The organism is Labrenzia sp. ATLA3 (genome assembly GCF_057180185.1).
In genome coordinates this window covers 466,598-492,012 of record NZ_JBXUKV010000007.1, presented here as the reverse complement: position 1 = coordinate 492,012, position 25,415 = coordinate 466,598, and the positions used below count along the sequence as shown (strand labels likewise).

The following is a 25,415-nucleotide window of genomic DNA, read 5'->3' as shown; positions in this document are numbered from 1 at the left end:
ACACAATATATGAAGCAACATGCCGCGAAATTCCAGCAGTCAAATTGATGTCGAGCTATTTTATAGTAAAAACGGCATCAATCGGCTTTGTGCATGAAGGATACTTTTAGTTGGACTGTAATAAAGTTATCGAATCAATTAGCTTGGCAGAAAAATGCGGAGTAAATATTCGATATAGCGAGGATTTTAAGAGTTTATATTTCGATTTAAAAGATAAAAGAAATTTCGCCCGCAATGAAGAGCGAACTCTTCCGGAAGACGCGGAAGACGGAAATACTGACGAAACGGTTCGGCTGTCTTCTTACTGGGAAGAGGTCAACAACCTTGGGTTGAGTATACTTTACTCAAAAAGTAAAGATATCGAAGTGCTTGCCTGGCTGTGTGAAGCACAGCTCAGATTGCAGGGTTTCAACGGGCTGAAAGATGTCTTTGCGGCTATTTCGTCTCTCTTGAAATCGTCCTGGGACGAGCTTCATTCCGTAGACGACGAGACGGTCGAGGACAAGTTGGCGCCCCTTGCTGGACTGAACGGCATGGGGGGTGAGGGAGCGCTCATTCAGCCGCTGAGGCTGGCTCCGCTGGTGCCCGGTTTTCGTTTTGGAAATTATTCGCTCTGGAATTACCAGCTTTCCCAGAGAGCGGGTGAAAGCCGGATGCGTGAAGAGCTGCAGAAGGCATGCGACGCCGCTGGAGTTTCCGCGATGGCCGAGCATTTGGCTTCGGTCGAGCAGGCGGTTGCGGCGCTGGATGACATCGCCGCGACGCTGGAAGACCGCTGCGGGCGCGAGGCGCCGTCGATGTCAAACATCCGCAACCTGCTGCTGGAATCCGCCGCTGCGATCCGTGACCTTGCGGGCCTGAAGACTTCCGAAGAGCCCTCGGAGCCTGCTGCGAACGGGGCTGAGACCTCTGATGATGAGCATCGCGACCGCGACGGGGGCCGCGGAGATGCCGTGCGCCTGTCGGACCAGGTCCTGAGCGGCCAGATCGGGTCCCGGGAAGAGGCCTTCGAACTGCTGCTTACGGTTGCCCGATACTTCAGGCGAACAGAACCTCATTCACCGATGTCCCTTGCGCTTGAAACCCTGGTGCGCCGCGGCCGGATGGACTTTTCGGCGTTGCTCGCAGAACTCCTGCCGCAAGCTGACATGAGAAAGTCGGTCCTGACGGCCGCAGGCATCCAGCCGGAACAAGAGACACAACAGGGATGATCGTCTCAAGGGCGAAAGTCGCGGGAACTGAAAGCGTTTGAATTCGATTGGAGCCACCTCGACAGCCTAAGGGATGCAAGGGGTTCCGGATACAAAGGAGAGTATCTATGGCGAGTGTTCACGAGAAGCTGGAGCGGGTGCGGAAGCCTCGCGTTCACATCAAATACGAAGTTGAAACCGAAGGCGCGATGGTAATCAAGGAATTGCCGTTCGTCGTGGGAGTCCTGGGAGATTTCTCCGGCGACCCGACGGAGCCCTTGAAGCCATTCGGCGAACGAAAATTCGTTCAGATTGACAGGGACAACTTCGATGATGTCATGCGCCGTATGGCGCCTGGCCTCAATCTTTCCGTCGACAACGTTCTGCAGAACGACGGCAGTGAGCTTCCTGTCTCGCTCAAGTTCAACAAGATGGAAGATTTCGAGCCGGGCGCTGTGGTGAAGCAGGTTCCTGCCCTGAATGCGCTGCTCGACGCGCGCAACCAGTTGCGTGACCTCATGAGCAAGGCTGACCGGTCGGAAGATCTGGAACATCTGCTTGAAGACATTCTGCAAAACCAATCCGATCTGACGAAGCTCGTCGGTGAACTCGATGGCGGCGGCCAGTCCGAGCCCAAAAACTGAGCGCAGAAACGAAATAGGATCGACAAATGGCAACCGAAACCGAATTTGCGCAAGAAGCACACACGGAAATCACCCACGAAGGAAGCCTTCTTTCCAGGGTTGTCGCCGCAACACGGCAAACCGAGCCTGACAGAGCTCAGGATCTTTTGCGGACGCTCACCGACCAGGCCTTGAAAGGAACGGTGACCTATGACCGCAACCTGACGATCACCTTGAACAAGGCGATCTCGGAAATCGACAACATGATTTCGAAGCAGCTTGCGGCGATCATGCAGTCCCCGGAGTTCACCAAGCTCGAGGGAACCTGGCGGGGATTGAACTATCTCGTCAAGAACTCGGAAACCAGCGCGAACCTGAAAATCAGGGTCATCAACGCGTCCAAGCGCGAGCTGTCGCGGGACCTGGCCAAGGCGGTCGAATTCGATCAATCCCGCCTGTTCAAGTCCATTTACGAGAACGAGTTCGGAACACCCGGCGGCGAACCGATGGGTGCTCTGATCGGGGACTACGAATTCGACAATTCCTTTGAAGACGTTCAGCTTCTGCAAGGCGTTTCGTCCATCGCCGCGGCTGCATTCGCGCCCTTCATTTCGGCAGCAAGCCCACGCATGTTTGGCTTCGACGATTATCGCGAACTGTCCCGTCCGCGCGACCTGGAAAAGATCTTCGAAACGGTAGAATACGCCAAGTGGCGCTCTTTGAGGGACAGCGATGATAGCCGCTTCGTGACGCTCGCCCTGCCACGCGTTCTGGCGCGTATGCCGTATGGGGAAAAAACCAACCCGATCGACGAGTTCAACTACGACGAAACCTTGGGTTCGGCGTCCGGTGAACTGGATCACGAAAGCTACTGTTGGATGAATGCCTCCTATGTCATGGGCACGCGTCTGACCGAAGCCTTTGCCAAGAGCGGCTGGTGCACCGCAATCCGCGGCGCGGAAAACGGTGGCAAGGTTGAAAATCTGCCGATGCACATTTTCTCCAGCGACGATGGCGATCTCGATCTCAAATGCCCGACGGAAGTGGGGATTACCGACCGGCGTGACGCCGAACTCGGCAAACTGGGCTTCCTGCCGTTGTGCCATTACAAGAACACCGACTACGCGGTTTTCTTCGGCGCACAAACGACACACAAGCCGAAGATGTATGACAAGCCCGAAGCGACTGCCAACGCTGCAGTTTCCGCGCGGTTGCCCTACATGATGGCGACGTCCCGCTTCGCGCATTACCTCAAAGTCATGGGCCGGGATAAGATCGGCTCCTTCATGGAAGCAAAGGACTGCGAAACCTGGCTCAACCGCTGGATTTCAAATTACGTCAACGCCAATGACGAAGCGGGGGAAGAGGCACGCGCGAAATATCCTCTGCGCGATGCCAAGGTGACCGTTCAGGAAATCCCCGGAAAGCCTGGCTCCTACAACGCCGTTGCCTGGATGCGGCCATGGCTGCAGATGGAGGAGCTGACCACCTCGCTCAGGATGGTGGCGCGCATTCCGACGAAGAACTGACGTTTGTTGCAAACCGGTCGGGGGAGCAGCTGATCCTCAGGTGCTTCCCTGACCGCCGTCCAAGCCCCCGGCGATACGATGACCACTTCTCAGAACACAGACTGGCGACGCAAGGCTGACAGGCTGATCGCGATGATCGATGTCGCGCTCAATCAGCAGCTCAACGCCATTTTGCATCACCCGGATTTTCAGGCAATGGAGGCTCGTTGGCGCGGGCTTGCAATGCTTGTGCGGGTGGGTCGGCGTGGCGGTGCGGACGTGAAGATCAAGATCCTGAATGCAAGCTGGAAGGAACTTTCCCGCAGCATGCAGCGCGCCAGCGATTTCGACCAGAGCGCCCTGTTCGAACTGATCTATAACCGGGAATTCGGTATGCCGGGAGGCGAGCCCTACGGCTTGATGGTCGGTGACTATTACCTCGGCCCCGAAGAGCCTGCAGGAGACACCGTCAGCACATTGTCTGACATCAGTACCGTCGCTGCGGCAGCGTTCTGTCCCTTTGTTGCTGGCGCTGCACCTGGAAGTGCCGGACTGGAGGACTTCCATGAGCTGGACCGGGTCCACGACTTTTCCTGGCTCGAGAGTGATCCCACGCGCTTGCGCTGGAACAGGCTTCGGACCCAGGACGACATGCGGTTCACCGGACTGGTTGCTCCGCGCATTCTGATGCGTCAGCCATATGAGTCCTGTTCCAGACGGCGGGAAGATGGATTTCCGTTCTTCGAAGAAGTCCACCAGGATGGAAGTTCGCTGCTTTGGGGCAATGGTGCCTTCGCATTTGCCGCAGTCGTTATTCGCACCTTCATCGCGACCGGATGGTTTGCGGACATTCGCGGGGTCACCCAGGACGCCTCGGATGGCGGGTTCCTTGGAGGCGGCGAGCTTCAACCCTTTGATTTCGGTACTGAAAGTCAGGGACTGTCGGCCCAGCCACCGGTCGAAATACGGCTTACGAGCCGGCAGGAGCAACAATTCTGCAATCTTGGGCTCATCCCGATTGCGACCACTTATCTCTCGTCCGCAGTGATCTTCAATTCCAATCAGTCGCTCCATGCGCCGCAGCACTATTCGAGCGAGAACGCCAGGCAGAACGCACGGCTGGCCGCGATGCTTCAGTATGTTCTGTGCGCTTCCCGTTTTTCGCATTACCTCAAGGTCATCATGCGCGATGAGATCGGCAGTCTGGCGGACACGTCGGCCATCCAGCACAAGATGGAACAGTGGCTCGCACGGTACACGCTGGGTAACGACGATGCCGATCAGGCATTGAGAGCACGGTTTCCACTGCGTTCAGCCGGAATTGACGTCAATCCGATCCCCGGAAAACCGGGCCAGTTTGCGTGCACCGTCCGGCTGCAACCTCATTTCCAGCTCGATGATGTTTCCACCAGTTTCCAGTTGCTCGCCGAAACGTCGCCTACACACCGGGAAGCGATTCCCGGCACGGCAGCCGTTGCTTGAAGGATATTCCGATGACACTTTCAGACCGCATCACACAAAGCCTGAACGACAACAAACTTGCAGAGGCGCTGGATCAGGCCAAAAGTGAGCTCAAATCCAATCCACAGGACGCGACTGCCCGTCATCTCTACATAGATCTTCTGGTCCTCAACGAAGACTATGAAAAGGCGGATGCACAGTGCGATCTGGCGGCCAACTTCGCGCCTGAAGAGGCCATCGGATTTGCGCTCCTGCGCGGACACCTGCGGGCAATGGCTGCACGCAGGGAATGGTTTCTTTCCGGCGCCGTACCGGATTTTCCTCAAGGACCGAGTGCTGCTGACAAGGCAGCCCTGCAACTCAACATCGCGCGCCGCGAGCAAGCAAGTGCCGATGAAGCGGCTTCAGCGCTGGAGGCTCTGGAAGCCTGCCGCGCGGAACAGCCGATGCAATGGAACGGGACGCCTGTGGAGGATTTCCGGGATCTGGATGATCTTATTCCCCACGCTCTGGAAGTTATCACGACGGGCGGGACTTATCTCTGGGTCGATTTTTCGAAGATCGCGGAAATCACGCTCTTGCCGATGTGCCGTCCACGCGACCTGGCTTTCCGGCAGGCGGAGCTGCGCCTTCTTGACAACGCGTCAGCCCCAGTACTGTTGCCCGCGCTCTACTTCGGTTCGAGCATAAGCGAAGGCCATGCGCTCGGCCGGGAGACAGACTGGGTCCAGGAAGAGAATGGCTTGACCACCGGCCGCGGTCAGCGCTGTTTTCTGGCAGGAGACGATTTAGTCCCCTTCCACGAGATTGAAACTCTGAGTGCTGGCAATTCGCCAAGCAGGATGGCAGTCCATGGCTGACCCGCTTGAACGCTATATGCCCAGGGAAAGGCTTCTGTCGCGCTCCGTGCTCGACAGATTGCTGGATGACAATCCGGCTGCCTCGCACGATATGCCGTCGACCATGGGTGACCAGGTGCGCGACATCCGTGAAGCCATCCGGCGCGATCTCGAAGCCTTGCTCAACACCCGCCGCTGCCCGGACACACCGCCAGCGGAGCTGCGCGAACTCAAGGACGCCCTGGTTTCCTATGGTCTCGACAATGTGGTTTCCAGCAATCTGGTGACCGATGAATCGAAGCTGCGTCTGGCCCGTGCGATCGAGCGGCGTATCGCGCTTTTTGAAACCAGGCTTTCCGACGTTGAGGTCAGGATCCTCAAGAACCGCGTTCAGGGCGAGCGGGCGCTGCGCATGCGCATTCGTGCCTCGTTCCGGGTCTACGAGGGCATGCCGCCCATCACGTTCGAATCCAAGATCGATGCGGCGACGCAGCGCTTCCTGATCGAGGCCGAAAATGACTGAGGGTTTCCTGCAGCGTTATAATGAGGAAATCTCTGCACTTCGGAACCGGGCCTCCCGTTTTGCGGCTGCGTTCCCGAAAATTGCGGGCCGCTTGCGCATGACCGGCGAAGTCGCCGACGACCCGCATGTGGAGCGGCTCATTCAGAGTTTCGCCTATTCGGCGGCGCGTGTCCGGCAGAAGCTGGACGACGAATTTCCTGAACTCAGCGACGCGCTTCTGGAAACTCTCTATCCGCATTACCTGGCTCCTCTTCCCTCCATGTGCATGGTTCGCCTGTCGCCGAGTGAAACCCTGTCGTCGGTGCAGAGTGTGCCGCGGCATACAGAAGTACTCGCAGAACCGGTGGCAGGGGAAATCTGCCGTTTCCGCACGACCCAGCAGGTTGACGTCGCTCCAGTCAGGATCTCCGGCGCCTCGCTCGACGGTCAGCCGATCACTGCGCCAGCCTCGTCCTTTTCAAGTGCGGCCGCCTGCCTGCGCATTTCCCTCAAACCGCATGTTGCGGAAGGGAGCTTGCGCGATATCGGGCTCAAGCGTCTTCGGTTCTATCTGTCCGCCCCGTGGCGCCAAGCCTGCAGCCTTTATGAACTTCTCGTCAATCACACCGTCGGTATCGCGCTGGCGCGCCACAGCAGCGACACGGCGCCCGTCTTCCTGCGCGCGGACAACCTGAAACCGGCTGGATTTTCGGCCGATGAAGCCATGCTGCCTTATCCGGCAAACAGCTTTTCCGGGTATCGCCTGCTGACCGAATTTTTCGCCTTGCCGCATAAATTCATGTTCTTCGAAATCGACGGGCTCGAAGCCTGGTCGAGCGAGGAGCTGGAGATTTTCATCTACCTGAACGAGACGGACACCAAGCTGGAACAGTCTGTGTCCACGCGTGATTTTGAACTTCATGTCACGCCTGTCGTGAATCTCTTCGAGCAGACCTGCGAACCGGTCAACATTGACGGAGCACGGACCGAATATCGGCTGGTTCCGGATTCGCGGCGCCAGAAAACGCGGGAGGTTCACTCGGTCCAGCGGGTGCTTCTGACCGGCCGCAACGGTGAAGAGCAAAGCTGCCGTCCCTTTTTCACCCGATCCCAATATGAAAAAGTCTCGGCCTTCTGGCAGGCCTCGCGGCGGTTCGATGAGGACGATGGCACTTGCGACATGGACATCGTTTTTGTCGACGGCAGGCACCGTAGCCGTGGTCTTGCTGGAGCGGTGGCCAGCGTCGATGCCTTGTGCCTCAACCGTGATCTGCCAGAGAAACTCCCCTACGGCGGAGGACATCCGAAGCTGCAACTCGCCACGGGGGTAGAATCCGTCGGCAAGGTGGAAGCCTTGATCCCGCCGACTGCGCCGGTGCGGCATAGCGAACAGCAAGGGCGGCACTGGCGTCTGATGTCCCACCTTCTGTTGAACCATCTGTCGATCTTCGACAATGACGGGGCAGCGCTGAAAGACATCCTGTCTCTTTACGCCTTCAAGGATGCGCCGGAAACCAAGCAGCTTGTCGATGCGATTGCCGGAGTGACGGCAAAAAGCTCGACGGCACGACTTGCGGACGGCGGCATGGTTCCGGGGACCGACATCACCGTGGAATTCGACGCGGCCGCCATCGATCGGCCTTCAGCCTTCCTGTTTGGCAGCGTGCTCAACCGGTTTTTCAGTCTGTACGCCTCCATCAACAGTTTCACGCGCTTGACCGTTACGCTGAAAGGAAGGTCACAGCCGGTTGCCACCTGGCCCGCAAGTGCGGGGCATCGCCCTCTTATCTGAAGGAAGACCGACAGCTTATGAGCTTGGATCAGGACAACAGAACCGACGAGGATCTCGTTGCTCTTCTTGAGCGCGATCCGGGCCGCTTTGAAGCGGCCACGGCGTTTCGGGTTGCCCAGTCCGCAGCCGATGAACTGACCGCCTCGTCCAATGTCGGCGTTTCCACGTTGCCGCTTCCCGTAGCGAAACTTAAACGGCAAGGGGCTACTGCGACCGTGGAAACGGCACTCGGCGGCATGCTTGGCCCTCTCGGATCTCTGCCGCCTGCCTATAATGAAATTGCCCTGCGCGAAAAGCGGTCGAAATCGCATGCGTTAGCCTCGTTTCTGGACCTTTTCAGCGCCCGGATGGCCGAACTTTTCGTTAGCGCAGCGGAAAAGTACCGGCTGGCGCGGCTGTTGCGCTGGGATGCATCCGGCACGCGCAACGCGTTTCTTCAAACCCTCTATTCGCTGACAGGCATGGGGACCGCGAAGCTTCGGGAGCGGAGCGGGATCGACGACGAGATCGTGCTCAAGTTCAGCGGCTTTTTCGCCGATCGCACCCGGAACGCGGAAAGTCTCGGGGCGATGCTGCGCGATCTGACTGGTCTGCCGGTCGACATAGAGTTTTTCCGCGGGAGATGGCTGACAATACCCGAAACGGAAAGAAGCCATATGACACGGGCGAACCCGGTACAACTCGGTGTCAACGCCACAGCAGGCATTGCCGTGCGGGACTACAGCGGTGGCTTCCGGGTCGTGATCGGCCCGCTCGACTATGCCGACTACCTGTCGTTCACGCCGGACGGCCCGAGAACGCGGGAACTGTTCTCGCTGATCCGGCTTTTCGTCGGCCCCGGCCTGGATTTCGATGTGCAGATTGTCCTCAAGAAGGAACAGATCCCGTTCTGCCAGCTTGGCCGCGCCGGAGAACTGCCGCGTCTCGGCTGGAATAGCTGGGCGCGCGTGGCACCTGCGGGCGCCGACAGTGACGATGTGCTGATCACTTCCAACCACGTTTTCGCGCAAAAAGCGTCTTGAGAGGAGGGGCGCGATGAGACTGACTTTGATCCAGACCGATGGTCAGGCCCCTGCGGCAGCAGAACGCTGGTCTATGGAAGAAGGCCGCCGGATGATCGGCCGTGCGCCCGAATGCGACTGGCAAGTCCCCGACACGGGCTGCAAGGTTTCCAAGCTGCATTGTACGATTTCGTGGGACCATCAAGGTTTTGTTCTGCGTGATGAAAGCGCCAACGGGACGCGCGTCGGGGATATCCTTTTGCTTGAAGGTGAAACCGCCCGGCTGCGGAATGGCGACCGAATTGAATTTGGAAGTTTTGTCTTCGAGGTCTCGATCTCAGGTGAAGAGAGACGCGTACTGGACGACCCGGAGGCAAATCTCGCGCTCGGCGATGAGACCGTCACGGTCACGTCCATCCTCGCAGACATTGCCCCCGGCGGGAGCATGGCCAACGGGATCCTCGGCCGCCGGGACGCTGAACCGACATGGCCGGCAGGCGGGAAGTCCGCAACAGATGCAGGCGGTCCCTCCCGGAATGTTGAAATTGGGTGGGCGGGCCCTCCTGAACCGAGTGCCAGAGGTCCGATTCTGCCGGAAGATTGGAACGACAGTTTCGACTATGGCAGTCAGCTTGAACATGCTTCTGCGACACGAGCTTCCATCCCGGTCAGGACCGTGAAAGCGCCCGGGAAAATCGAGGCGGATGGCAGCATGGACCGGGCCGCCGACAGTGCGGAGCCCCGAGAGCCTGAGCTGCCGGATATTCCCGGTCTGGGGTCGCAGAACGCTGCCGAACAAGCCCGGCTCGAGAGCCATATCGAGCGGTGCGAGATTGCTTTCCAGGCGATCCTGGACGTGTTCGACCTGGACCAGTTCCAGACAGATACAGCTTCCGGCTTCCTGGGGACAGGGCAGGATGATGCTCCGACCTCCCGGCTGGACAGGCTCGCGGCGCAGCAGGCGCTGCTTGCATCGGCGCTTGACGGCCTGGTGCGAAAGGTGAGCCCGTTTCTAGAACCGCGCCTTATCGAAGCGGCTGTCGATGCGGAAGGCTGGCGGCCGCCCTGGAGCGCGGACAGATCCTACTGGCAGGCCTATTGCCGCACCTTCGAGAGGGACGGTGCGCATGTGTCCGTGCGTGATCTCTTCAGACAAACGATACAGCAAGTGCTCGACGAAACCGGAAACGGTCGGCCGGGCTGACAAGTGAGAGCGTATTTGACGTTATGAGAACCGAAAATCGTGTTGCATGGAGCGAAGGCATGTTCCTTCGCGTTCAACATTTTCAGCAGGCAGACCGCTGGACGGAGCGTCTGGTGCGCACGACCGCACGGGAGATCTCGGCCTATCCCTGGGGCATATCGGAAATCGAGATCGACCGGAGCGCACTTAAGATCGGTCAGTTCGCCCTGTCCGCCGTTCGCGGAATATTGCCGGACGGAACATCCTTCGAGGCCCCGGTCGATGCAGAATTGCCACCGCCGCTTGTTCTCGATGAAACGGTCAAGAACGCGACGATCTACATCGCTCTCCCGGGCCGGCGTCCGGGCAGGGCGGACATCGCCATCAACGGCAATGCCTCATACGACACGGCGCGGGTCCTGGCCTCTCCCTTCGAGACCCCGGATTCGACACTTGGGACGGATTTCACTGCCCAGATCGATGTCGGCCGTCTCAATCTCCGTTTTCTCAAGACGGGTGACGAGCTTGCTGGCTACGAATTGCTCAATGTGGCCCGGGTGGTCGAGGTCAGGTCGGACAAGTCCGTGATCCTGGACAAGGAATATATTGCTCCGTGCCTCAATTGCACTGCCGAACCGCGCCTTGCCGAGCTGATCACGGAACTGGTCGGCATCGTGCGCCATCGTGCGGAGGCGATCGCCGAGCGCATCGGCGACCCGACCATCCGTGGTACTGCGGAAGTGGGCGATTACCTTCTGCTGCAAATCCTGAACCAGGCCCATCCCAAGCTTCGGCACCTGTCCGCGAATGCAACCCGTCTTCATCCCCTCATGTTCTTCGAGCACTGCCTGGGACTTGCGGGGGAACTTGCGACTTACACCGCTGATACGAAGCTCGCGACGGAATTTCCGCCTTACCGGCACGAGGATCTGAAGGCTACGTTCGCGGCCGTCTTCGACGATTTGCGCGCGTCTCTCTCGGCGGTTCTGGAACAGACGGCGATTGCCATCGATCTCGTGGAGCGGCGTCATGGCGTCAAGGTTGGCACCATACACGACCGGTCCCTCCTTGCAGATGCCGGTTATGTTCTGGCCGTGCGTGCCGATATGTCGGCGGAAGATATCCGCCGCCGGTTGCCTGCGCAGATCAAGGTCGGCCCGGTGGAGCGGATTGCCGAGCTCGTCAATGTCGCGCTGCCGGGCATTCCCGTCCGTCCGCTGCCGGTTCTGCCGCGGCAGCTGCCTTACCGCTCCGGCACTGTCTATTTCGAACTCGATACCAAACATTCCCTCTGGAAGCAGCTCGATACTTCCGGAGCGATTGCCCTTCATCTGGCAGCCGATTTTCCGGGACTGGAGATGGAGCTGTGGGCCTTGAAAGAATGAGAGGGGCCGAGGAATGAACAAAGAATCGCATGTTTCCTGGCAGAAGCTGCCGACGGTTGTGGAACTCACCCAGGAGGGAGAGCGCAAGAACCGTGAAGCGCAGGAAGTGGCGGATCTTCTTGACACGTCCTTCGAAAACCGCGGCGAAGCCGATGTGCCCGAACAGGAAGGCGGATGGTCTGTCGAAAACCTTCTCCAGAACTTTCGCTTCGACGGCGACGGCATGCCAACGCTGGTTGCTGCATCAGCGGGGCTTCTCAATCTGGCGCACGAGCTGCGGCTTCGCGATGACAAACCGGATATCGAACTGCTCCGGCGCGCCACCATCAATTCGGTTGCACGCTACGAACGTGATCTGGCTGCCGCCCGTATCAGCCCGGAAAGGGCGCGTGCGGCGCATTATATTGTCTGTGCCACCGTCGACGATGTCGTCCTGAGCAAGCCCTGGGGCGTGCGAAGCGGCTGGGCGCAGTCCGGGCTGGTGTCCACGTTCCATATGGATGTGACGGGCGGTGACCGGGTTTTCGATTTGCTCGACCATTTCCATCAAAGCCCAGGCGCGAACAAGGATCTTCTCCTTCTCATCTATCTCTGCCTTTCGCTCGCCTTCGAGGGCCGCACGCGGGTTTCTCCGCGTGGTGGGCTTGAGCTCTCCCGCATCCGCGACAGTCTCTACAAAACGCTGCTCGGGCAATACGGCATTGTGGAAAGAGAACTTTCTCCCCATTGGCGCGGCGTCTCCGCCCGCCATCAGCCGATGCGGACCTCGCTGGCGTTGTGGAGCCAGCTGGCTGTCATGATCCTGCTTTTTGCGCTCAGCTATCTTCTGTTCACATTCTCACTGAACGAAGCATCTGACGGCACCTTCAAACGTCTGGCAGGCCTGCCGCCGCACGGGACTGCAAGCATTTTTGTGCCTTCGCCAGAGCCCCAACCTGCGCTGGTCACGCCTGCTGCGGAAGAGCCCGTGGTAACGCCGCACCCGCCGGAGGCCGAGCCCGCTTTGCCACCTGAACCGAAGCCGATTGACAACCTGCTGGCCTTCCTGCAGCCCGAAGTCGAACGCAATCTGATCAAGCTGTTCAATTCGGATGGCCGCTTGCTGATCCGTATCAACAATTCGGGCCTGTTCGATGCGGGCAGCGCCGAGGTCGACGAGGATTTCAAAGACCTCATTCAGCGTATCGGCGGGGCATTGGCTTCCGAGAATTTCCGTGCGCTCGTCGTGGGCTACACCGACGACCGTCCCATCCGGACAATTGAATTTCCGTCCAACTGGCACCTTTCCGAAGCCCGGGCCCGGGCTGTAGGAGACATCCTGGCCGCCTATACCGGTCCAAACGCAATCCTGACGCAGGGACGAGCCGAGAGTAATCCGGTTGCCGGCAACGATACGCCAGAGGGCAGGGAAGCGAACCGTCGAACCGAGATCCTCGTGCTGACGGATGCCGGACCGGATCTTGAAGCCGCGGGTATTGCCCCGGCAGGCTATTCCACTTCAAGCGGCGCTGATGATACGGGAGATCCAAACCCTTGAACCCGCTGAGCTACTTCTATTCCATCCGTTCTTACGTCGAAGCTTATGCAGGATTTCTCGGCAGGCGGTTCATCTCGATCCTTTGGGTTGTCGCGATTTGTGTCGTCATATGGTTCTACGGATCGCTCGTCGGCTATGGTGACTTCAAGCCGCTGACGAGCGTCAGCGCCCGGCTGATCGCGATCGGCGCCGTTCTTCTGCTGTGGGCAGCCTATCTCGTTTTTACGATCATTCGCGCGCGGCGACGCGACAAGGCGCTTGTCGACGATCTTGAAAACGATGCCGAAGCCGACGCCTCCGCCAGCCAGCGGGCCGAAGTCGGTGAAATCCGCGAACGGTTGAAGGAAGCCCTTCAGCTTTTGCGCAGGGTGACCCGGAAACGGTTCGGTTATGTCTATGAGCTTCCATGGTATGCGATTTTCGGCGCGCCGGGCTCGGGCAAGACGACGGCACTGACAAACTCGGGCCTGACCTTTCCGCTCGGCGATGCGATGGGGGCCAATTCGGTCCAGGGTGCCGGCGGGACACGTCACTGCAATTGGTGGTTCACCGAGGAAGCCATCCTGATCGATACGGCCGGCCGTTATACGACCCAGGACGACTTGAACGGCGCATCCAAGGCCGGTTGGGAAGGGTTTCTGGCGCTTCTGAAAAAGCACCGCCGCTCACAGCCGATCAACGGCGCTTTGATCACGATTTCGATCGAGGATCTTCTAACGCGCGACACGGAAGAACAACGTCTGGAAACACGCGCGCTTCGCCAGCGTCTGGCCGATCTTGACGGATTCCTTCAGGCGCGAATTCCGGTCTATCTGGTTTTCACCAAAGCCGACCTTCTGGACGGGTTCGTCGAATTCTTCGACGGGCTCAGCAGGACCGACCGGGAGCAGGTACTGGGAACAACCTTCACATTGGAGGAAAGTAAGGCAGGCCAGAGCTTGCCGGATCGCTTTGTCGAAGAGTTTTCGCTGCTTCAGAAGCAGATCGGCTCGATGATGATTGAGCGGCTGCAGCAGGAACCCTCGCAGGATATCAGGGGGCGGATCTTTCGGTTCCCCGCGGAATTCGGATCGCTCAAGGACAAGATCCACGAGGTGGTAAGCGAATTGTGCTCCGGATCGAAGCTGATAGAACCGCCCTATCTGCGCGGTATCTATTTTGCGTCCGGAACGCAGAGTGAACAGGTGGGCACGATGCCTCGGGCACGCCGGAGCTACTTCCTGACCCGTCTGTTCAAAAGCGTCATTTTCGAAGAAGCTGCTCTCGTGACCCGTGACAGGCGCTTGTCGCAACACCGGATGATCATCCGCCGCGCCTCCATCGCGGCGACCGCGGCTCTGGTTGCCGTGGTGCTGGCAAGTTGGACAGCGACCTATTTTCATAATCTCGGTGCGATTGCGCAGGCAGAAGAACGGATCAACGCCTATGAGCGTTCCCTGCGCGGAGTGCCTGTCGAGGATGTGGCAGATGCCGATTTCCTGCGGATACTTCCCGCGCTTGAGAACCTGAAGAACGTCACGTCCAGCTTTTCCGAGCGCCCCGATTGGCAGGTCGGGTTCGGTCTCGACCAGGAATCCAAAATCGAAAGCCGGCAGCGGAATGCCTACCGCCATGCGCTGAATTCGCTTCTTCTGCCGCGCCTGCTGGTGCAGTTGCAGAACGATTTGGATGAAGCAAGCGACCCGGACAAGATCTTCAATGCCCTCAAGTTCTACGGAATGCTCGGCGGCCTTGGTCCGGTCGACAGCGATTTTGTCTCCCGGCAGGCAGAACACATGTTCGCTGCTCTCTATCCGGGGCAGAGCCGGCAAGAGGTGAGGACCTCGCTCCTGGGGCATGTGGACGCAATGGTTGCCGGTCCGCTTTCAACAATTGCCCTTGATGACGCCAGGATTGAAAAAGCCAGGCAGGCCATCAAGGATTACGGAGTTGCCAGGCGCGCCTTTGCGATCATGGCTGACACCCGTGCGGTCCGTGATCTTGCTGAATGGACTCCTGCGAATGCTCTCGGTCCGCTTGGAGCCGAGGCCTTTTCGCGCAAATCCGGCGCGTCGATGCAAGATGGCATTCCCGGCCTCTTCACGGGAGAGGCGTTCCGGTCTGTCGTTCTGCCGGGCCTAGGAGATGCCGCACGCGAAGCGATTGATGAAGAATGGGTGCGTGGCAACAAGCGGAGCCCGGACGGCACGACTGTTGAAGCCGTGACGGTGGCAGCTCGGCAAATCTATTTCGACCAGTTTGAAAAGGAATGGACGGGTGTGCTTGCAGACCTGCAGGTGCGCCAACTGGAGACTTTCTCGACCGCAGCCGATACCCTGCGCGCACTGTCCGGGAAACCCAATCCCCTTGAATTGATGGCGCGCTCCATTGCATTTGAAACAGATCTGCTGGGAGAGGCCGCCTCGCTGACGGTTGGGGATGCGGCAACCAAGACCGGCCTGGAGGCGGTGCGTCCGCCCGATCCCTATGCCGGTCTCAGGCAGGCTATGGAAAGGTCCGGCGACGAAGAGACATCTGGCGAGGGGCAAACCTCTTCCATCTTCGCAAATCTTCAAAAGACCTTGCAGACCATGCACAGCCAGCTTTCGCGGGCTTCCACATCGAGTGCGGCGGTTGCCAAGATCTTCGCTGTCGACAGCAATCTCACACAGGCCAATCAGGATCTCGTGGAGCAGGCGCGCGTTCTGCCGGCGCCTCTCGGCGCCTGGATGGCCGAACTCGCATCCGATATCGACGGTCTCGCGGTCAAGAGTGCCAGATCCGAATTTAACGCTCTCTGGAAAGCCGATGGCGCCAAATTGTGTTCAAGCGCTGTAACCGGCCGGTATCCATTCGACAGATCTTCCAAAAGAGATGTCGCCATGGCTGATTTCGTAAGGTTGTTTGGTCCGGAGGGGCTGTTTCCGACGTTCTTTGCCGAACATCTTCAACCCTTCGTCGACACGACAACAACGCCTTGGCGCTGGCGGGGATCCTTCGGTACGGAAGGGCCTTCAAGCGACGCCATTGCCCAATTCGAGAATGCGGACCGGATCCGCAGGGCCTTTTTCCCGAATGGCGCTGGCCAGCCTTCGGTTGCGATCAACATCGAGCCGGTCGACTTAAGTGAAAGTGCCAATGCGGTCATTCTGGAGATCGAAGGCGAGCGGGTCGTCTATTATCATGGGCCGATCAAATCCAAGTCGATCACCTGGCCCTCGGAAGAAACGGTCAACTTGTCCCGCATTGTATTTCAACCGGGAGGCTGGCAGGCGGCGTTGACGGAGAACGGCGACTGGTCGGCGTTCCGCCTTTTCGACCGGGCAAAAATCCTGGACAGAAATGAGGATACATTCCGGGCAAGGTTCTCAAGCGGCGACGAGGTTGCTGACTTCGATGTTCAATTCGGCTCCGTCCTGAACCCGTTCAGTCTCGCGGCCCTGTCGGATTTTTCCTGTCCGGCGGATTTCTGAAGGCGAGGCTTAATGAACACGCTCGAACTGGTCGATGCGCCTCCTGCAGGAGCCAACAAAATCGGATTATTCGGGAAGGTTCCGACACATGGCGATTTTGTCTCCATGGGGTTCGACCATTCCCTGCTGTCGAAGGTGGACGCCTGGATCGGTTCGGGGCTGGAGCGTTGCGAACGGGAACTGGGTCCCGAATGGGTGGATCGGTTCAAGCATTCGCCGCCCTGGCGGTTCGTGATCGATCGCTCGCTCTGGAGCGAAGCTGCAATGGTTGGAGTGCTATTGCCGAGCCGGGATCGCGTCGGGCGTCATTTCCCTCTTGTGATCGCCGCTTCCATCGAGAGTTTCGCAGGAAGTGCCGCGCAATTGTGCTTCGACGACAAATGGTTCATGGCCGCTGAAGCATTGGCAGAGACCTCGCTTCATCAGGATTTTGATACCTCAACCTTCGGAGAAGGCCTGAACCGGCTCGGCATGCCGCGTGTCAGGGCTGAGCCTGGTAACACGATAGGGGGCGGAAAACCCGTTTCCCTCTGGTGGCATCTGGAAGCTGAAACAAAACGGGCGGACGGGTTTGCTACACTGGGCAAACCAGCTGCGGAGGATTTCTTGCGGCTGGTGTCCTTTACCGGAACCAGAGCGCCGATCCCGATGCAAGCGTCGCAACCTGTCGGGCGCGATCCGGAGCACGCTGGACCGGCGGCAGCGGACGATCAGAAGAAGACGGATGAGGGGCTCTTTCCCTCCGTTGCCCGCAGTTTCGCGACGCACGCCGGCACGCGGCTGAATGTCAACGCCGACAGCCTGCTCGTCTCCCGGTCGCCTTGTCTCTTTGCCGTGGCCGATGGCGTGGGAAACGGATCCATGGCGGCAAATGCGGCCAAGGTGACGACCAATACCCTTTCACAGGTTGAAGCTCACGAAACCCTGGAACAAGTCGTGCAGGACGTGAAGGGCAAGCTTGGCCGGGCACACAGTATCCTCCAGGCGAACGCCAGGCCTGAGACATCGACCTCCCTTTCAGCAAGTGTCGCAGCACTGGTGCTGTCTTCCGGTTCTTATTCCGTTGTTTGGGCCGGCAATGCCCGCTGTTATCTTCTGCGGAACTGCATGATGAGAGCCTTGACGCGCGACCACACCCAGGTGGGATTGCGGACGTCACTTTCCAGAAGTGTCGGAGGGCAGGGGCCGTTGGTACCGGAAATCGTCACCGGTCGTTGGCAACCGGGGGACCGCTTTCTCCTGTGCAGTTCCGGTCTCCTGAAAGCGCTCGGCGAGCGTGCGATTGCCGATAGCAGTTTGAATATGCCGCTGGAGGAAGCCGCAATGTCGCTTGTCCAGGATGCGCTCATCGAACATGCGGAGGAAAATATCAGCGCGATTGTCGTTGAGGTGAACCCGGAATGACAAACCAGGAGCTGGCCAGGCAATACGCAGCTCTCTGGGCCGTATTGAACCGGGAGGGTGGCCGGCAACGAAGTGATGAAGAAATTCATCTCCTGGTAAATCGCGTCCGCGATGCGCTCGACCGTCATCTGGAAGAAATCTGCCAGTCAGAACCTCGATTTGTGGCGAACACCTTTGCGATCGAGGAAACGATTTATCGAAGCGAGCATGTGGAAGTGCTCAGCGTCCGGCATCGGGACCTTGGAGTTCGCTTTGCGATGAAGACCCTTCCAGTGCCTTGTGCCAACGATGTTGTGGCGAAAGACATGCTGCTGCGCGAAGCCCGGTTAGGCATGTCGGTCATGCATCCGAACGTGATCGTGACACATATGGCGTTGCGGTTGCCGGACGGCCGCCCGGCCGTGATCATCGATCGCATGCGGGAAAGCTTGACCGACCGGTTGGAAACCGCGCCTTTGAGCGCATCGAACACGGTAGACCTGCTGAGAGGCTTGCTCACGGGCCTCGATGCCATACACAGCGCGGGCATCGTTCACTGCGATATCGCTCCAGGAAACATTCTTTTTGATTGCGATGGCTTCGGGAATGCAAAACTGGCCGATTTCGGCATTGCGCTTCGAAAAGGCGAGGCCCATGGAGATTTTGACATTCGGGTTGCGGCCAACCCGGACTTCGCAGCGCCCGAGCAATTGGCGGGCGGCAAACTGGATGCAAGAACCGATCTATATGCCTGCGGCCGCCTGATGGAACTGCTGCTTCACCGACGCACGGACACGCCTGTTGCCGCTGCCCTTAGAAAAGTATCAGAAAAACTTTTGGACAAGGATCAGGAGAAGCGTCCCGCCAAAGCGGGACAGGTCATCCAGATGCTTCCTCATTCAGCGTGATCACACCCTAGAACTGAGGCTGTGGGGCGGCGGCTGTGGGGACGCTCTTTTCAAATACAGTGAAGAGTTTGGCGAAATCCACCAGAGCAGCATTTCCGGCATAAAGAATGTCGCCGTTCTTCATCTTGAACTGCTGCATCAGGGCGTAATTGGTGACGTCCCTCAGATTCACGCGGTAGATGATGGGTTTCGGCGAACCGACAAGCGTCGTGGGGCCGCCGGCCGAAGCAATCTTTGGCTTGGGCGTATAATACGCATTCGGGCGGAATACATACAGTTTGCGTGCGTCAGCCCGGTCATCAAGGAGGCCGCCTGCGCGCCCCAGCGCCTGGGCCAGAGTCAGCTTGTCCTTTTCGAACTGGAATTCGCCGACGCTTTTAAACGCGCCGAAAGCCATGAAGCTCGGTGCATCGGTTTCGACCTGGATGCGATCGCCCGGGAAGACGTAAACGTTCTGGCTCTCCTGCGCCATGATACGGTCGAGCCGTGCAGTTGCCCGCTGGCTGCCGCGGATCAGGGTAACGCTGGTCAGCCCCGGCTTTTCGGAAGCGCCTCCCGCCCGGGCCAGAACATCGAGAATACGTTCCCTGGAGGTAGAAAGTGGAAACTGACCGGGGGAACGGACGGAGCCGTTCACAACGACTTCACTGGAAGGTTTCTCAACAACGGTGACGACTGCCTGGGGGTTTACCGAAGACCCTTTCAGGGCATTCACGATGCGGCCTTCCAAAGCTTGCGGCGTTGATTCAATGACGCGCTGACGGCCCACGTAGGGAAGCGAAACAAAACCACTGTCGCTCACGGTAAAACGGCCGAGATCAAGCGATGAGCTGCTGGCCGTCGACAGGATCGTTTCCTCTCCCGTATCAAAGATCTTGACCTCGATGACATCGCCCGGGCGCAACCGTTCAGTGGAGGCGCCGCGCGAGCGAAGCGGGGACAGACCCGGACCCGACGATTGCTCGTCCACCTGATCGTAACTCAGCAGGGCGGGGAGTGCGTCTTCCAAGTCGACGATTTGTATCTTCGTGTTGGAATTGGGGAGTGTTGCGTTCTCGATATTGCGGGCGCTCGGTCCATCCGCGGGAGTTCCACATGCGCTGAGCGAAACGGCGATCAATAGGAGAAATAGCCTCAAAATCATCGGTCCTGCCACATCCTCGACTTCGAAATCCGGCCCGGCTCAGGTCTGCCGGCTACCGTAAATTTGACGTTGTGATTCTTATCTGGACAGCCAAGGGTCTATAGGAGGAGCGTTGTCTCTTCAAAGGGATATTTCCCGAAAAAGGCTGAAATTCGCTCGCATGTGAAAGAATGTCACGCATCGTAACTTCATAGTTCGGATTGGACTGGCAACGTAGCGTCAGTCTTGCCTGAGTTTTGCGGAGAACGTTCCGCTCATTTCTTGCAAAACTGGCGAAAGTGCCACCTGGCTTTGAGGCCGTTTCGCCGAAACATGAAATTGTTAATTTCTGTGGAAATCAGCTCGAGCTGATACAGGCGGCGCTGACGAAATGAAACTGCTCGGGAAATCAGAAATGCGCCAAGGCAATACGGGGGGCTTGTCGAAACGGTGACAGTCTACCGGGGGTCGACCATGTTTCCTCTTACCTTCGGAGCAGATTCAGCGAAAGCCCACTTTATCGCACAGCCGCCATATTGCGGTTGTGGTCTTCGACGGGTCAACGAACGGCAGGTTTGGCGGTTTGCGCCGCGACAAAGTCTAAGCGAGTGAATGACCGCTGCGGGCCGTGAACGACGCTGGCGCAAAATTAGTCGTTGCGATCATTTTTGCTCCGTCGCAGGTCGATCTCGCACTCACTTCGTTCGATGCTGCCTATTGGTCACATCACCATCGAGAAACCACTTGGCTTTTGACGCAGAACACCTGCGACAGTTTCCAGGCCACGCTGCAGCCGCTCTTCGTTTGCTTCGTGGCTGATGCAGAGGCGAATGGCCTCCGGTGCTTGACCTGCATTGATGGCGAAGCTGCGGGCTTCGCTGACCTGGACGCTCAGACGGGCGCATTCCGAACTGAACACATCCGCACGCCAGCCGTCTGGTAAGGGAAGCCAGACGTGAAAACCATCCGCGAGCTTCGGGATTGCGGCAGCCCCCAGAACGCGTTGGACGAGTTGCTGCCGGTGTCTCGCGACGCGCCTTTGCTGGTCGGCCAGTTTTGCTGCCGTGCCATCCTCGATCAACCGGCTCGCCACCTCCAGGGTCAGCGGAGGGGTCATCCAAACGCCCAGATTGACCGATTGATGCAGTGCGGCGGCCAGCTTGGCCGGCACCTTCAGAAAACCAACGCGCAATCCGGGTGCGACCGACTTTGAAAGACTTGTCACGTAGATTGTCGTTTCCGGTGCGATCTGCGCCAATGGTGCAGGCTTGTCGGACTTGAGCGGCCCGAACACATCATCCTCGATCAGGATCACGCCGTAGCGCGCAGCGATCTCCGCGATCTGTGACCTTCTTCCTTCCGATAGCGTGACCGTTGTTGGTGCCTGCAAGGTTGGTGTCAGGTAAAAGGCTTTGGGACTTGCCTCACGGCACCATGTTTCGAACGCCTCAGGGACCACGCCGTCCTCGTCCAATGCGACAGCTCCGGTTTGCAGGTCGAGGCGCGCGGCCATGGTGAGGACGGGCGTGTAGGTCAACGCCTCGACCAGCAACAGATCGCCGGGCTGCAGAAGTGCCATGAGGATCGTCAGAATGCCGTGCTGCCCGCCGACAACAGGAACGATGCAGGCCTGGTCTGCGGACAGACCGCAGCTCGCAAGCCATGTCTGCCCCGCTGCCCGATGATGTCCAAGGTCTGCGTCGGTCTGATAGTCCAAAAGTGATTGCAGACTGGCATCCCTCGCGATCTCGGCCAGCACGCGACGGATAGGCTGCTCTGAAAATCCCGGCATCGGCAGATTGCGGGACAGGTCAATCGGACCGTTTTCCGGTCTACGCAGGTTTTCCGGTTCCGCCTGCGCAGGATCAGCATCGTTCGAACGCACGAAGGTTCCACGGCCAATCTCTCCTTTCAAGAGGGCGCGCTTCACTGCCTCGGCATAGGCACGGCTGGTCGTATTCGCAGAAACACCGAGTTGATAGGCCAGCTCACGATGGGGCGGCAGACGTGTTCCTGCGGACAAGCGGCCCGTCGCGATGTCCTCCGCCATCGCCTCTACAATGCGCAGATACTTCGGACCATCACGGCTCGACAGATCAGGAATCCAAATTGCCATCAGATCAATCTTTTTATTGCGCTGAGTTTCATATGAATGCAATTGCTGTGGGCGTCAATTCAATTATGGACACCGGTCATGGCGCTCGTCGCTCCATCAGTCGGGAAGGGCATCGCCCTATCCCTCGCCAGTCTCACCCTCCTTGGGATCATGCCGATCATCTCGAACTTGCGCCCGACCGATGTCGGAGCGCTCAGCTTTGCCTTTGCGCTTTCCGTCTGGCAGGTGGTGTTTGCTGCGCCTGTATTCGGATGGGAACTGCGCAGAGGTGCGAAGGGGATATTCGGAATTGATCTGTCCCGGCGTGAACGTCGCCGGATGATCCTCGTCGCACTCTTCACGGGCGCGCTCTTTGGTCTCTCGACCTATCTTTATGTTCTGGGTGTCGAAAATGCAGGGGCGACCAATGCGGCCATTGCGATCCAGGCCTATCCCCTGTTTGCCATCCTTTGGGAAACGCTATTCCTGAAACGGCGCAAGACGCCTGTGGAACTGGCCCTGACAGCTCTTCTGATCGGCGCGCTTTACTATCTCGGCACGGGCGGCACGTTGCTGATGTCCGGCCTGTCGCCCTGGTTCCTTGTCTCTCTCGGCGTGCCCCTGCTTTGGAGCATCGCGCATGTCATCATCAAGGAGGAACTGAGCAAGACGCCTATCACTCCAATACAGGTGACCTTCTTCCGTGTCGCGATTTCGACGCTCTTTCTGGTGCTTTTTCAGACCGTGGCTGTCCCTTCAGGGATTAGCTCAGGCATCAGCGCCATCTTCCAAACCATGTCGACACTCATGGGGCTGGTTTACTTTTTGGAACTGATCATCTGGTTCTACGCTGTTCGTCATATCGACGTATCGTTGGCCAGTTCGATCACGACGCCCTGGCCTGCCCTGACGATGGTGCTTGCTGTCCCATTCCTTGGCGACACCATCGCACCGTACCAAGTCGGAGCGCTGGCTGTCGTGGTGACCTGCATCTATGGCCTCACACTCGCAAGTCTCCGGAAAAACAGGCTCCAAACGCCCGCGACGGACGCATAGATCATGCTCAACATTGTTGCCCAGGCGATGATGACGGCGAGCCGTTGCGAACCCTTGGGAACGAAAGACCATCAAGACACTCGAAGCTTTGGCTGCCACGCAAATCAACCCGTGCGATCAGGGCCAGTTGAACTCTGTAGGCCACGCAGGAAAGGCTTCGCGAGAAGAATTGTTGCGATCTTTCGTTCGGGAGATCGGTCGGCGTAGCCCCCTTCGATGCGTTCGCTTTTCGCAGGTTCAAGGTTCGGGGCGAAGTCCTGAGAACTGTTCTCGAATAAAATCTCTTCAATCCTGCTTATTCCGCTTCTTTTCGTTGTAAGCCGTGCTCGCCGCAGAGAGCTGACAGCGTTTCGTGCATCTTGGCGATGATCTCACCGCGTGGCGAAATGGTTCTTTCAACGATACCGATCTGACGGGTCAGTTGCGGTCGACCGAATGGAAGGCGTATCAGGTCAAGGTCTTCCGGTTCCTGAAGGGCCACATGCGGCACGATGGATACGCCCAACCCCTGGCGGACGCAGGTGACGATGGAGCCAATGGTGTCGATCTCCGCAATGTCCAGGGTGCTGATTCCCAACCTCGAGATTTCCGTGTCGATCAGATTGGCGAGGGGAACGGCACTTCGGAAGCGGATATAGGGCTTTTCGACGAGCAACCGTATCGGATCCTGAATCTCGGTCCCGCTCGGTGCGATCAGCCAGAGGGGTTCCCGCAGAAAGGGGCTCCAGCGCAGCGCCGGCGGAATGGCGACATGCTCTGCCACGACAGCCGCATCCAGACGGCCTCCCGCGACATCGGCGATGAGGGTCGCGGAAAGAGAAATCCTCAAATTGGTTTTCAGTTCCGGGTATTCGTCTCGCATCTGAACAATAGCTTTCGGCAACAGGTTCAGTGCACTCGAGCGGACCGAGCCGAGCATGAGCGTCCCGGCAATCCTGTCCCCCTTCAGACTTGCCTTGGTGTCGTCCTCGACCTGGAGAATATTTCTCGCCATTTCAACAACCTGCATGCCCTGCGGCGTAAGTTTGGGCGGGCGACAAGTGCGGTCGAACAACGTCGCGTTCAGTTCGATCTCGAGCGCCTGGATCTGCTGGCTGATGGCAGAAGGGGTAAGGCCCACCACTTCGCCGGCCTTGGCGAAAGTTCCATGATTGACGATCGCGACGAGCGATTTGAGTTGGCGTGTGTCCATAACTTGATCCAGTTTTTCTTAATCAAATAACCAGAATTATTCGCTTTTGTGAAGCTATTCTTCTCGTTAGCTTGCTCCAACGGGAGGATTTATGTGTGCCGTTGGGAGCCGGCGCAGATCTAAATCCAAAAAATTGAACCTGATCGACACTCGCTGAAAGACAGCGCTTGTTTGGAGACGCCTGCAATGAAGAAGCAAATTCTCGTAACCGGTCCGGATCTTGATCCGAGCGCAACTGCATTGATGGCAGAACACGGTTATGAGGCTGTGCACACACCTCCCTACGCAGATAGTGCCGTTATCTCGGACTATCTGAAGTCCACCGGCGCGGTCGGAATCATCTCTCGAATGGGGCGGCTGGACGAAGCGGTCATGAAGGTTGCGCCTCAGCTCCGTGTCATTTCCAAACACGGTGTGGGTGTCGACAATATTGATCTGGAAGCAGCGGCCAAGCACGGAATTCCGGTGTTGGTTGCTACCGGGGCAAACGCGGTTTCTGTTGCCGAGCATGCGATTGCCCTGCTTCTGGCCACCGTCAAGCGCATCCTGCCACTGGACTCGGGCCTTCGTGCCGGGCGCTGGGAAAAGCCGGGATTTTCCGGAAGCGAGATTGCCGGAAGAACACTCGCCTTGATGGGGATGGGTTCCATAGCCCGGGCGACCGGGCGCATTGCCAAGGGTCTTGGCATGGAGCTTATCGGATATGATCCGTTTGCGGACGATGCCGCTTTCACCGAATTGGGCGTCAGGCGTTTCGCCTCCTTTGAGGAAATGCTTGAGCACAGCCATGTGTTGAGCCTGCATTGCCCGCTGAATGATCATACCCGCAAAATTCTGAATGCCGACACGATCGCGCGCATGCCGAAAGGCTCATATGTCATCAACACCGCCCGTGGCGGTTTGATCGATGAAGACGCTCTCGTTGCTGCCCTTCGAAGCGGTCATCTGGCCGGTGCCGGTCTGGACACTTTCGCTGTCGAACCCCCCCAGAAAGACCACCCATTCTTTTCCGTGCCTGAAATCGTCCTGACACCGCATATCGGCGGCGTCACACGCGAAGCCGGAGCCCGTGTGGGTGTGGATGCCGTCCGGGGGATTTTCCAGATCCTGGCAGGCCAGCCTGTTCCGCAGGAGCGGATCGCAAACTGGAAATTGCTTGAGGCAGAGCAGTGCCGCACCTGATCA

Annotated in this window: 19 protein-coding genes; 16 read left to right on the top strand and 3 right to left on the bottom strand. The window is 58.4% G+C overall.

Annotated elements, in window-relative coordinates; translation table 11 throughout:
- Nucleotides 1–110 precede the first annotated feature (110 nt).
- From tssA to AC2A6O_RS21355, 14 genes are all read left to right on the top strand, one after another.
- On the top strand, nt 111–1,211 hold the full coding sequence (gene tssA, locus AC2A6O_RS21420; RefSeq protein ID WP_498930115.1) for a type VI secretion system protein TssA: 1,101 nt from the start codon (nt 111–113) through the stop codon (nt 1,209–1,211).
- 107 nt (nt 1,212–1,318) lie between these two features.
- The gene (gene tssB / locus AC2A6O_RS21415; protein WP_498930113.1) at nt 1,319–1,834 is read left to right on the top strand and encodes a type VI secretion system contractile sheath small subunit; all 516 of its coding nucleotides are present in this window, start codon (nt 1,319–1,321) and stop codon (nt 1,832–1,834) included.
- Between the two features lie 26 nt (nt 1,835–1,860).
- Nucleotides 1,861–3,342 (top strand): type VI secretion system contractile sheath large subunit, encoded by a 1,482-nt coding sequence (gene tssC / locus AC2A6O_RS21410; RefSeq protein WP_498930111.1) that lies wholly within the window; start codon nt 1,861–1,863, stop codon nt 3,340–3,342.
- A 78-nt stretch (nt 3,343–3,420) separates the two neighbouring features.
- On the top strand, nt 3,421–4,803 hold the full coding sequence (gene tssC, locus AC2A6O_RS21405) for a type VI secretion system contractile sheath large subunit (RefSeq protein ID WP_498930109.1): 1,383 nt from the start codon (nt 3,421–3,423) through the stop codon (nt 4,801–4,803).
- 11 nt (nt 4,804–4,814) lie between these two features.
- The gene (locus tag AC2A6O_RS21400; protein WP_498930107.1) at nt 4,815–5,642 is read left to right on the top strand and encodes a type VI secretion system accessory protein TagJ; all 828 of its coding nucleotides are present in this window, start codon (nt 4,815–4,817) and stop codon (nt 5,640–5,642) included.
- On the top strand, nt 5,635–6,144 hold the full coding sequence (gene tssE / locus AC2A6O_RS21395; protein WP_498930105.1) for a type VI secretion system baseplate subunit TssE: 510 nt from the start codon (nt 5,635–5,637) through the stop codon (nt 6,142–6,144). The genes AC2A6O_RS21400 and tssE overlap by 8 nt, the downstream gene beginning before the upstream one ends.
- Complete coding sequence (gene tssF / locus AC2A6O_RS21390; protein WP_498930103.1) at nt 6,137–7,915, top strand: type VI secretion system baseplate subunit TssF; 1,779 nt, start codon at nt 6,137–6,139, stop codon at nt 7,913–7,915. The genes tssE and tssF overlap by 8 nt, the downstream gene beginning before the upstream one ends.
- Before the next feature lie 23 nt (nt 7,916–7,938).
- On the top strand, nt 7,939–8,937 hold the full coding sequence (tssG, locus tag AC2A6O_RS21385; RefSeq protein WP_498930167.1) for a type VI secretion system baseplate subunit TssG: 999 nt from the start codon (nt 7,939–7,941) through the stop codon (nt 8,935–8,937).
- A gap of 13 nt (nt 8,938–8,950) precedes the next feature.
- Nucleotides 8,951–10,120, top strand: coding sequence for an FHA domain-containing protein (locus AC2A6O_RS21380; protein ID WP_498930101.1), 1,170 nt, complete (start codon nt 8,951–8,953; stop codon nt 10,118–10,120).
- Between the two features lie 23 nt (nt 10,121–10,143).
- Nucleotides 10,144–11,484 carry a type VI secretion system baseplate subunit TssK gene (tssK, locus tag AC2A6O_RS21375; RefSeq protein ID WP_498930099.1) on the top strand — a complete coding sequence of 447 codons (1,341 nt, stop codon included), beginning with the start codon at nt 10,144–10,146 and terminating at the stop codon, nt 11,482–11,484.
- A 13-nt stretch (nt 11,485–11,497) separates the two neighbouring features.
- Nucleotides 11,498–13,021, top strand: a complete 1,524-nt coding sequence (tssL, locus tag AC2A6O_RS21370; RefSeq protein ID WP_498930097.1) for a type VI secretion system protein TssL, long form — start codon at nt 11,498–11,500, stop codon at nt 13,019–13,021.
- Nucleotides 13,018–16,473, top strand: a complete 3,456-nt coding sequence (gene tssM / locus AC2A6O_RS21365; protein WP_498930095.1) for a type VI secretion system membrane subunit TssM — start codon at nt 13,018–13,020, stop codon at nt 16,471–16,473. The genes tssL and tssM overlap by 4 nt, the downstream gene beginning before the upstream one ends.
- A 12-nt stretch (nt 16,474–16,485) precedes the next feature.
- A complete protein-coding gene (tagF, locus tag AC2A6O_RS21360) occupies nt 16,486–17,877 on the top strand; it encodes a type VI secretion system-associated protein TagF (RefSeq protein WP_498930093.1) in 1,392 nt (463 codons plus the stop codon).
- Nucleotides 17,874–18,764: a serine/threonine-protein kinase gene (locus tag AC2A6O_RS21355; protein WP_498930091.1), complete on the top strand. Its 891-nt coding sequence runs from the start codon at nt 17,874–17,876 to the stop codon at nt 18,762–18,764. Before tagF ends, AC2A6O_RS21355 begins: the two co-directional genes overlap by 4 nt.
- A gap of 7 nt (nt 18,765–18,771) precedes the next feature.
- Here AC2A6O_RS21355 and AC2A6O_RS21350 read toward each other — a convergent pair whose 3' ends face one another.
- Both AC2A6O_RS21350 and AC2A6O_RS21345 read right to left on the bottom strand, forming a co-directional pair.
- Complete coding sequence (locus AC2A6O_RS21350; RefSeq protein ID WP_498930089.1) at nt 18,772–19,920, bottom strand: polysaccharide biosynthesis/export family protein; 1,149 nt, start codon at nt 19,918–19,920, stop codon at nt 18,772–18,774.
- A 688-nt stretch (nt 19,921–20,608) separates the two neighbouring features.
- A complete protein-coding gene (locus tag AC2A6O_RS21345) occupies nt 20,609–22,003 on the bottom strand; it encodes an aminotransferase-like domain-containing protein (RefSeq protein WP_498930087.1) in 1,395 nt (464 codons plus the stop codon).
- Between the two features lie 78 nt (nt 22,004–22,081).
- Between AC2A6O_RS21345 and AC2A6O_RS21340 the strand changes: the two genes are divergently transcribed.
- Nucleotides 22,082–23,038 carry a DMT family transporter gene (locus tag AC2A6O_RS21340; RefSeq protein ID WP_498930085.1) on the top strand — a complete coding sequence of 319 codons (957 nt, stop codon included), beginning with the start codon at nt 22,082–22,084 and terminating at the stop codon, nt 23,036–23,038.
- Between the two features lie 295 nt (nt 23,039–23,333).
- Here the strand turns inward: AC2A6O_RS21340 and AC2A6O_RS21335 are convergent, their stop codons facing one another.
- The gene (locus AC2A6O_RS21335) at nt 23,334–24,230 is read right to left on the bottom strand and encodes a LysR family transcriptional regulator (protein WP_498930083.1); all 897 of its coding nucleotides are present in this window, start codon (nt 24,228–24,230) and stop codon (nt 23,334–23,336) included.
- A gap of 186 nt (nt 24,231–24,416) precedes the next feature.
- On the opposite strand from AC2A6O_RS21335, the gene AC2A6O_RS21330 reads away from it, so the two are divergent.
- Nucleotides 24,417–25,412, top strand: coding sequence for a hydroxyacid dehydrogenase (locus tag AC2A6O_RS21330; RefSeq protein ID WP_498930081.1), 996 nt, complete (start codon nt 24,417–24,419; stop codon nt 25,410–25,412).
- Nucleotides 25,413–25,415 lie beyond the last annotated feature (3 nt).

Excerpts from the sequence above, each read along its gene's own strand:
- tssL (WP_498930097.1), top strand. The coding sequence starts at position 11,498 with ATGAACAAAGAATCGCATGTTTCCTGGCAGAAGCTGCCGACGGTTGTG.
- AC2A6O_RS21340 (WP_498930085.1), top strand. The coding sequence starts at position 22,082 with ATGGCGCTCGTCGCTCCATCAGTCGGGAAGGGCATCGCCCTATCCCTC.
- AC2A6O_RS21400 (WP_498930107.1), top strand. The coding sequence starts at position 4,815 with ATGACACTTTCAGACCGCATCACACAAAGCCTGAACGACAACAAACTT.
- tssE (WP_498930105.1), top strand. The coding sequence starts at position 5,635 with ATGGCTGACCCGCTTGAACGCTATATGCCCAGGGAAAGGCTTCTGTCG.
- AC2A6O_RS21330 (WP_498930081.1), top strand. The coding sequence starts at position 24,417 with ATGAAGAAGCAAATTCTCGTAACCGGTCCGGATCTTGATCCGAGCGCA.
- AC2A6O_RS21355 (WP_498930091.1), top strand. The coding sequence starts at position 17,874 with ATGACAAACCAGGAGCTGGCCAGGCAATACGCAGCTCTCTGGGCCGTA.
- tssK (WP_498930099.1), top strand. The coding sequence starts at position 10,144 with ATGAGAACCGAAAATCGTGTTGCATGGAGCGAAGGCATGTTCCTTCGC.
- AC2A6O_RS21345 (WP_498930087.1), bottom strand. The coding sequence starts at position 22,003 with ATGGCAATTTGGATTCCTGATCTGTCGAGCCGTGATGGTCCGAAGTAT.
- AC2A6O_RS21380 (WP_498930101.1), top strand. The coding sequence starts at position 8,951 with ATGAGACTGACTTTGATCCAGACCGATGGTCAGGCCCCTGCGGCAGCA.
- AC2A6O_RS21335 (WP_498930083.1), bottom strand. The coding sequence starts at position 24,230 with ATGGACACACGCCAACTCAAATCGCTCGTCGCGATCGTCAATCATGGA.
- tagF (WP_498930093.1), top strand. The coding sequence starts at position 16,486 with ATGAACACGCTCGAACTGGTCGATGCGCCTCCTGCAGGAGCCAACAAA.
- tssC (WP_498930109.1), top strand. The coding sequence starts at position 3,421 with ATGACCACTTCTCAGAACACAGACTGGCGACGCAAGGCTGACAGGCTG.
- tssB (WP_498930113.1), top strand. The coding sequence starts at position 1,319 with ATGGCGAGTGTTCACGAGAAGCTGGAGCGGGTGCGGAAGCCTCGCGTT.
- tssC (WP_498930111.1), top strand. The coding sequence starts at position 1,861 with ATGGCAACCGAAACCGAATTTGCGCAAGAAGCACACACGGAAATCACC.
- tssF (WP_498930103.1), top strand. The coding sequence starts at position 6,137 with ATGACTGAGGGTTTCCTGCAGCGTTATAATGAGGAAATCTCTGCACTT.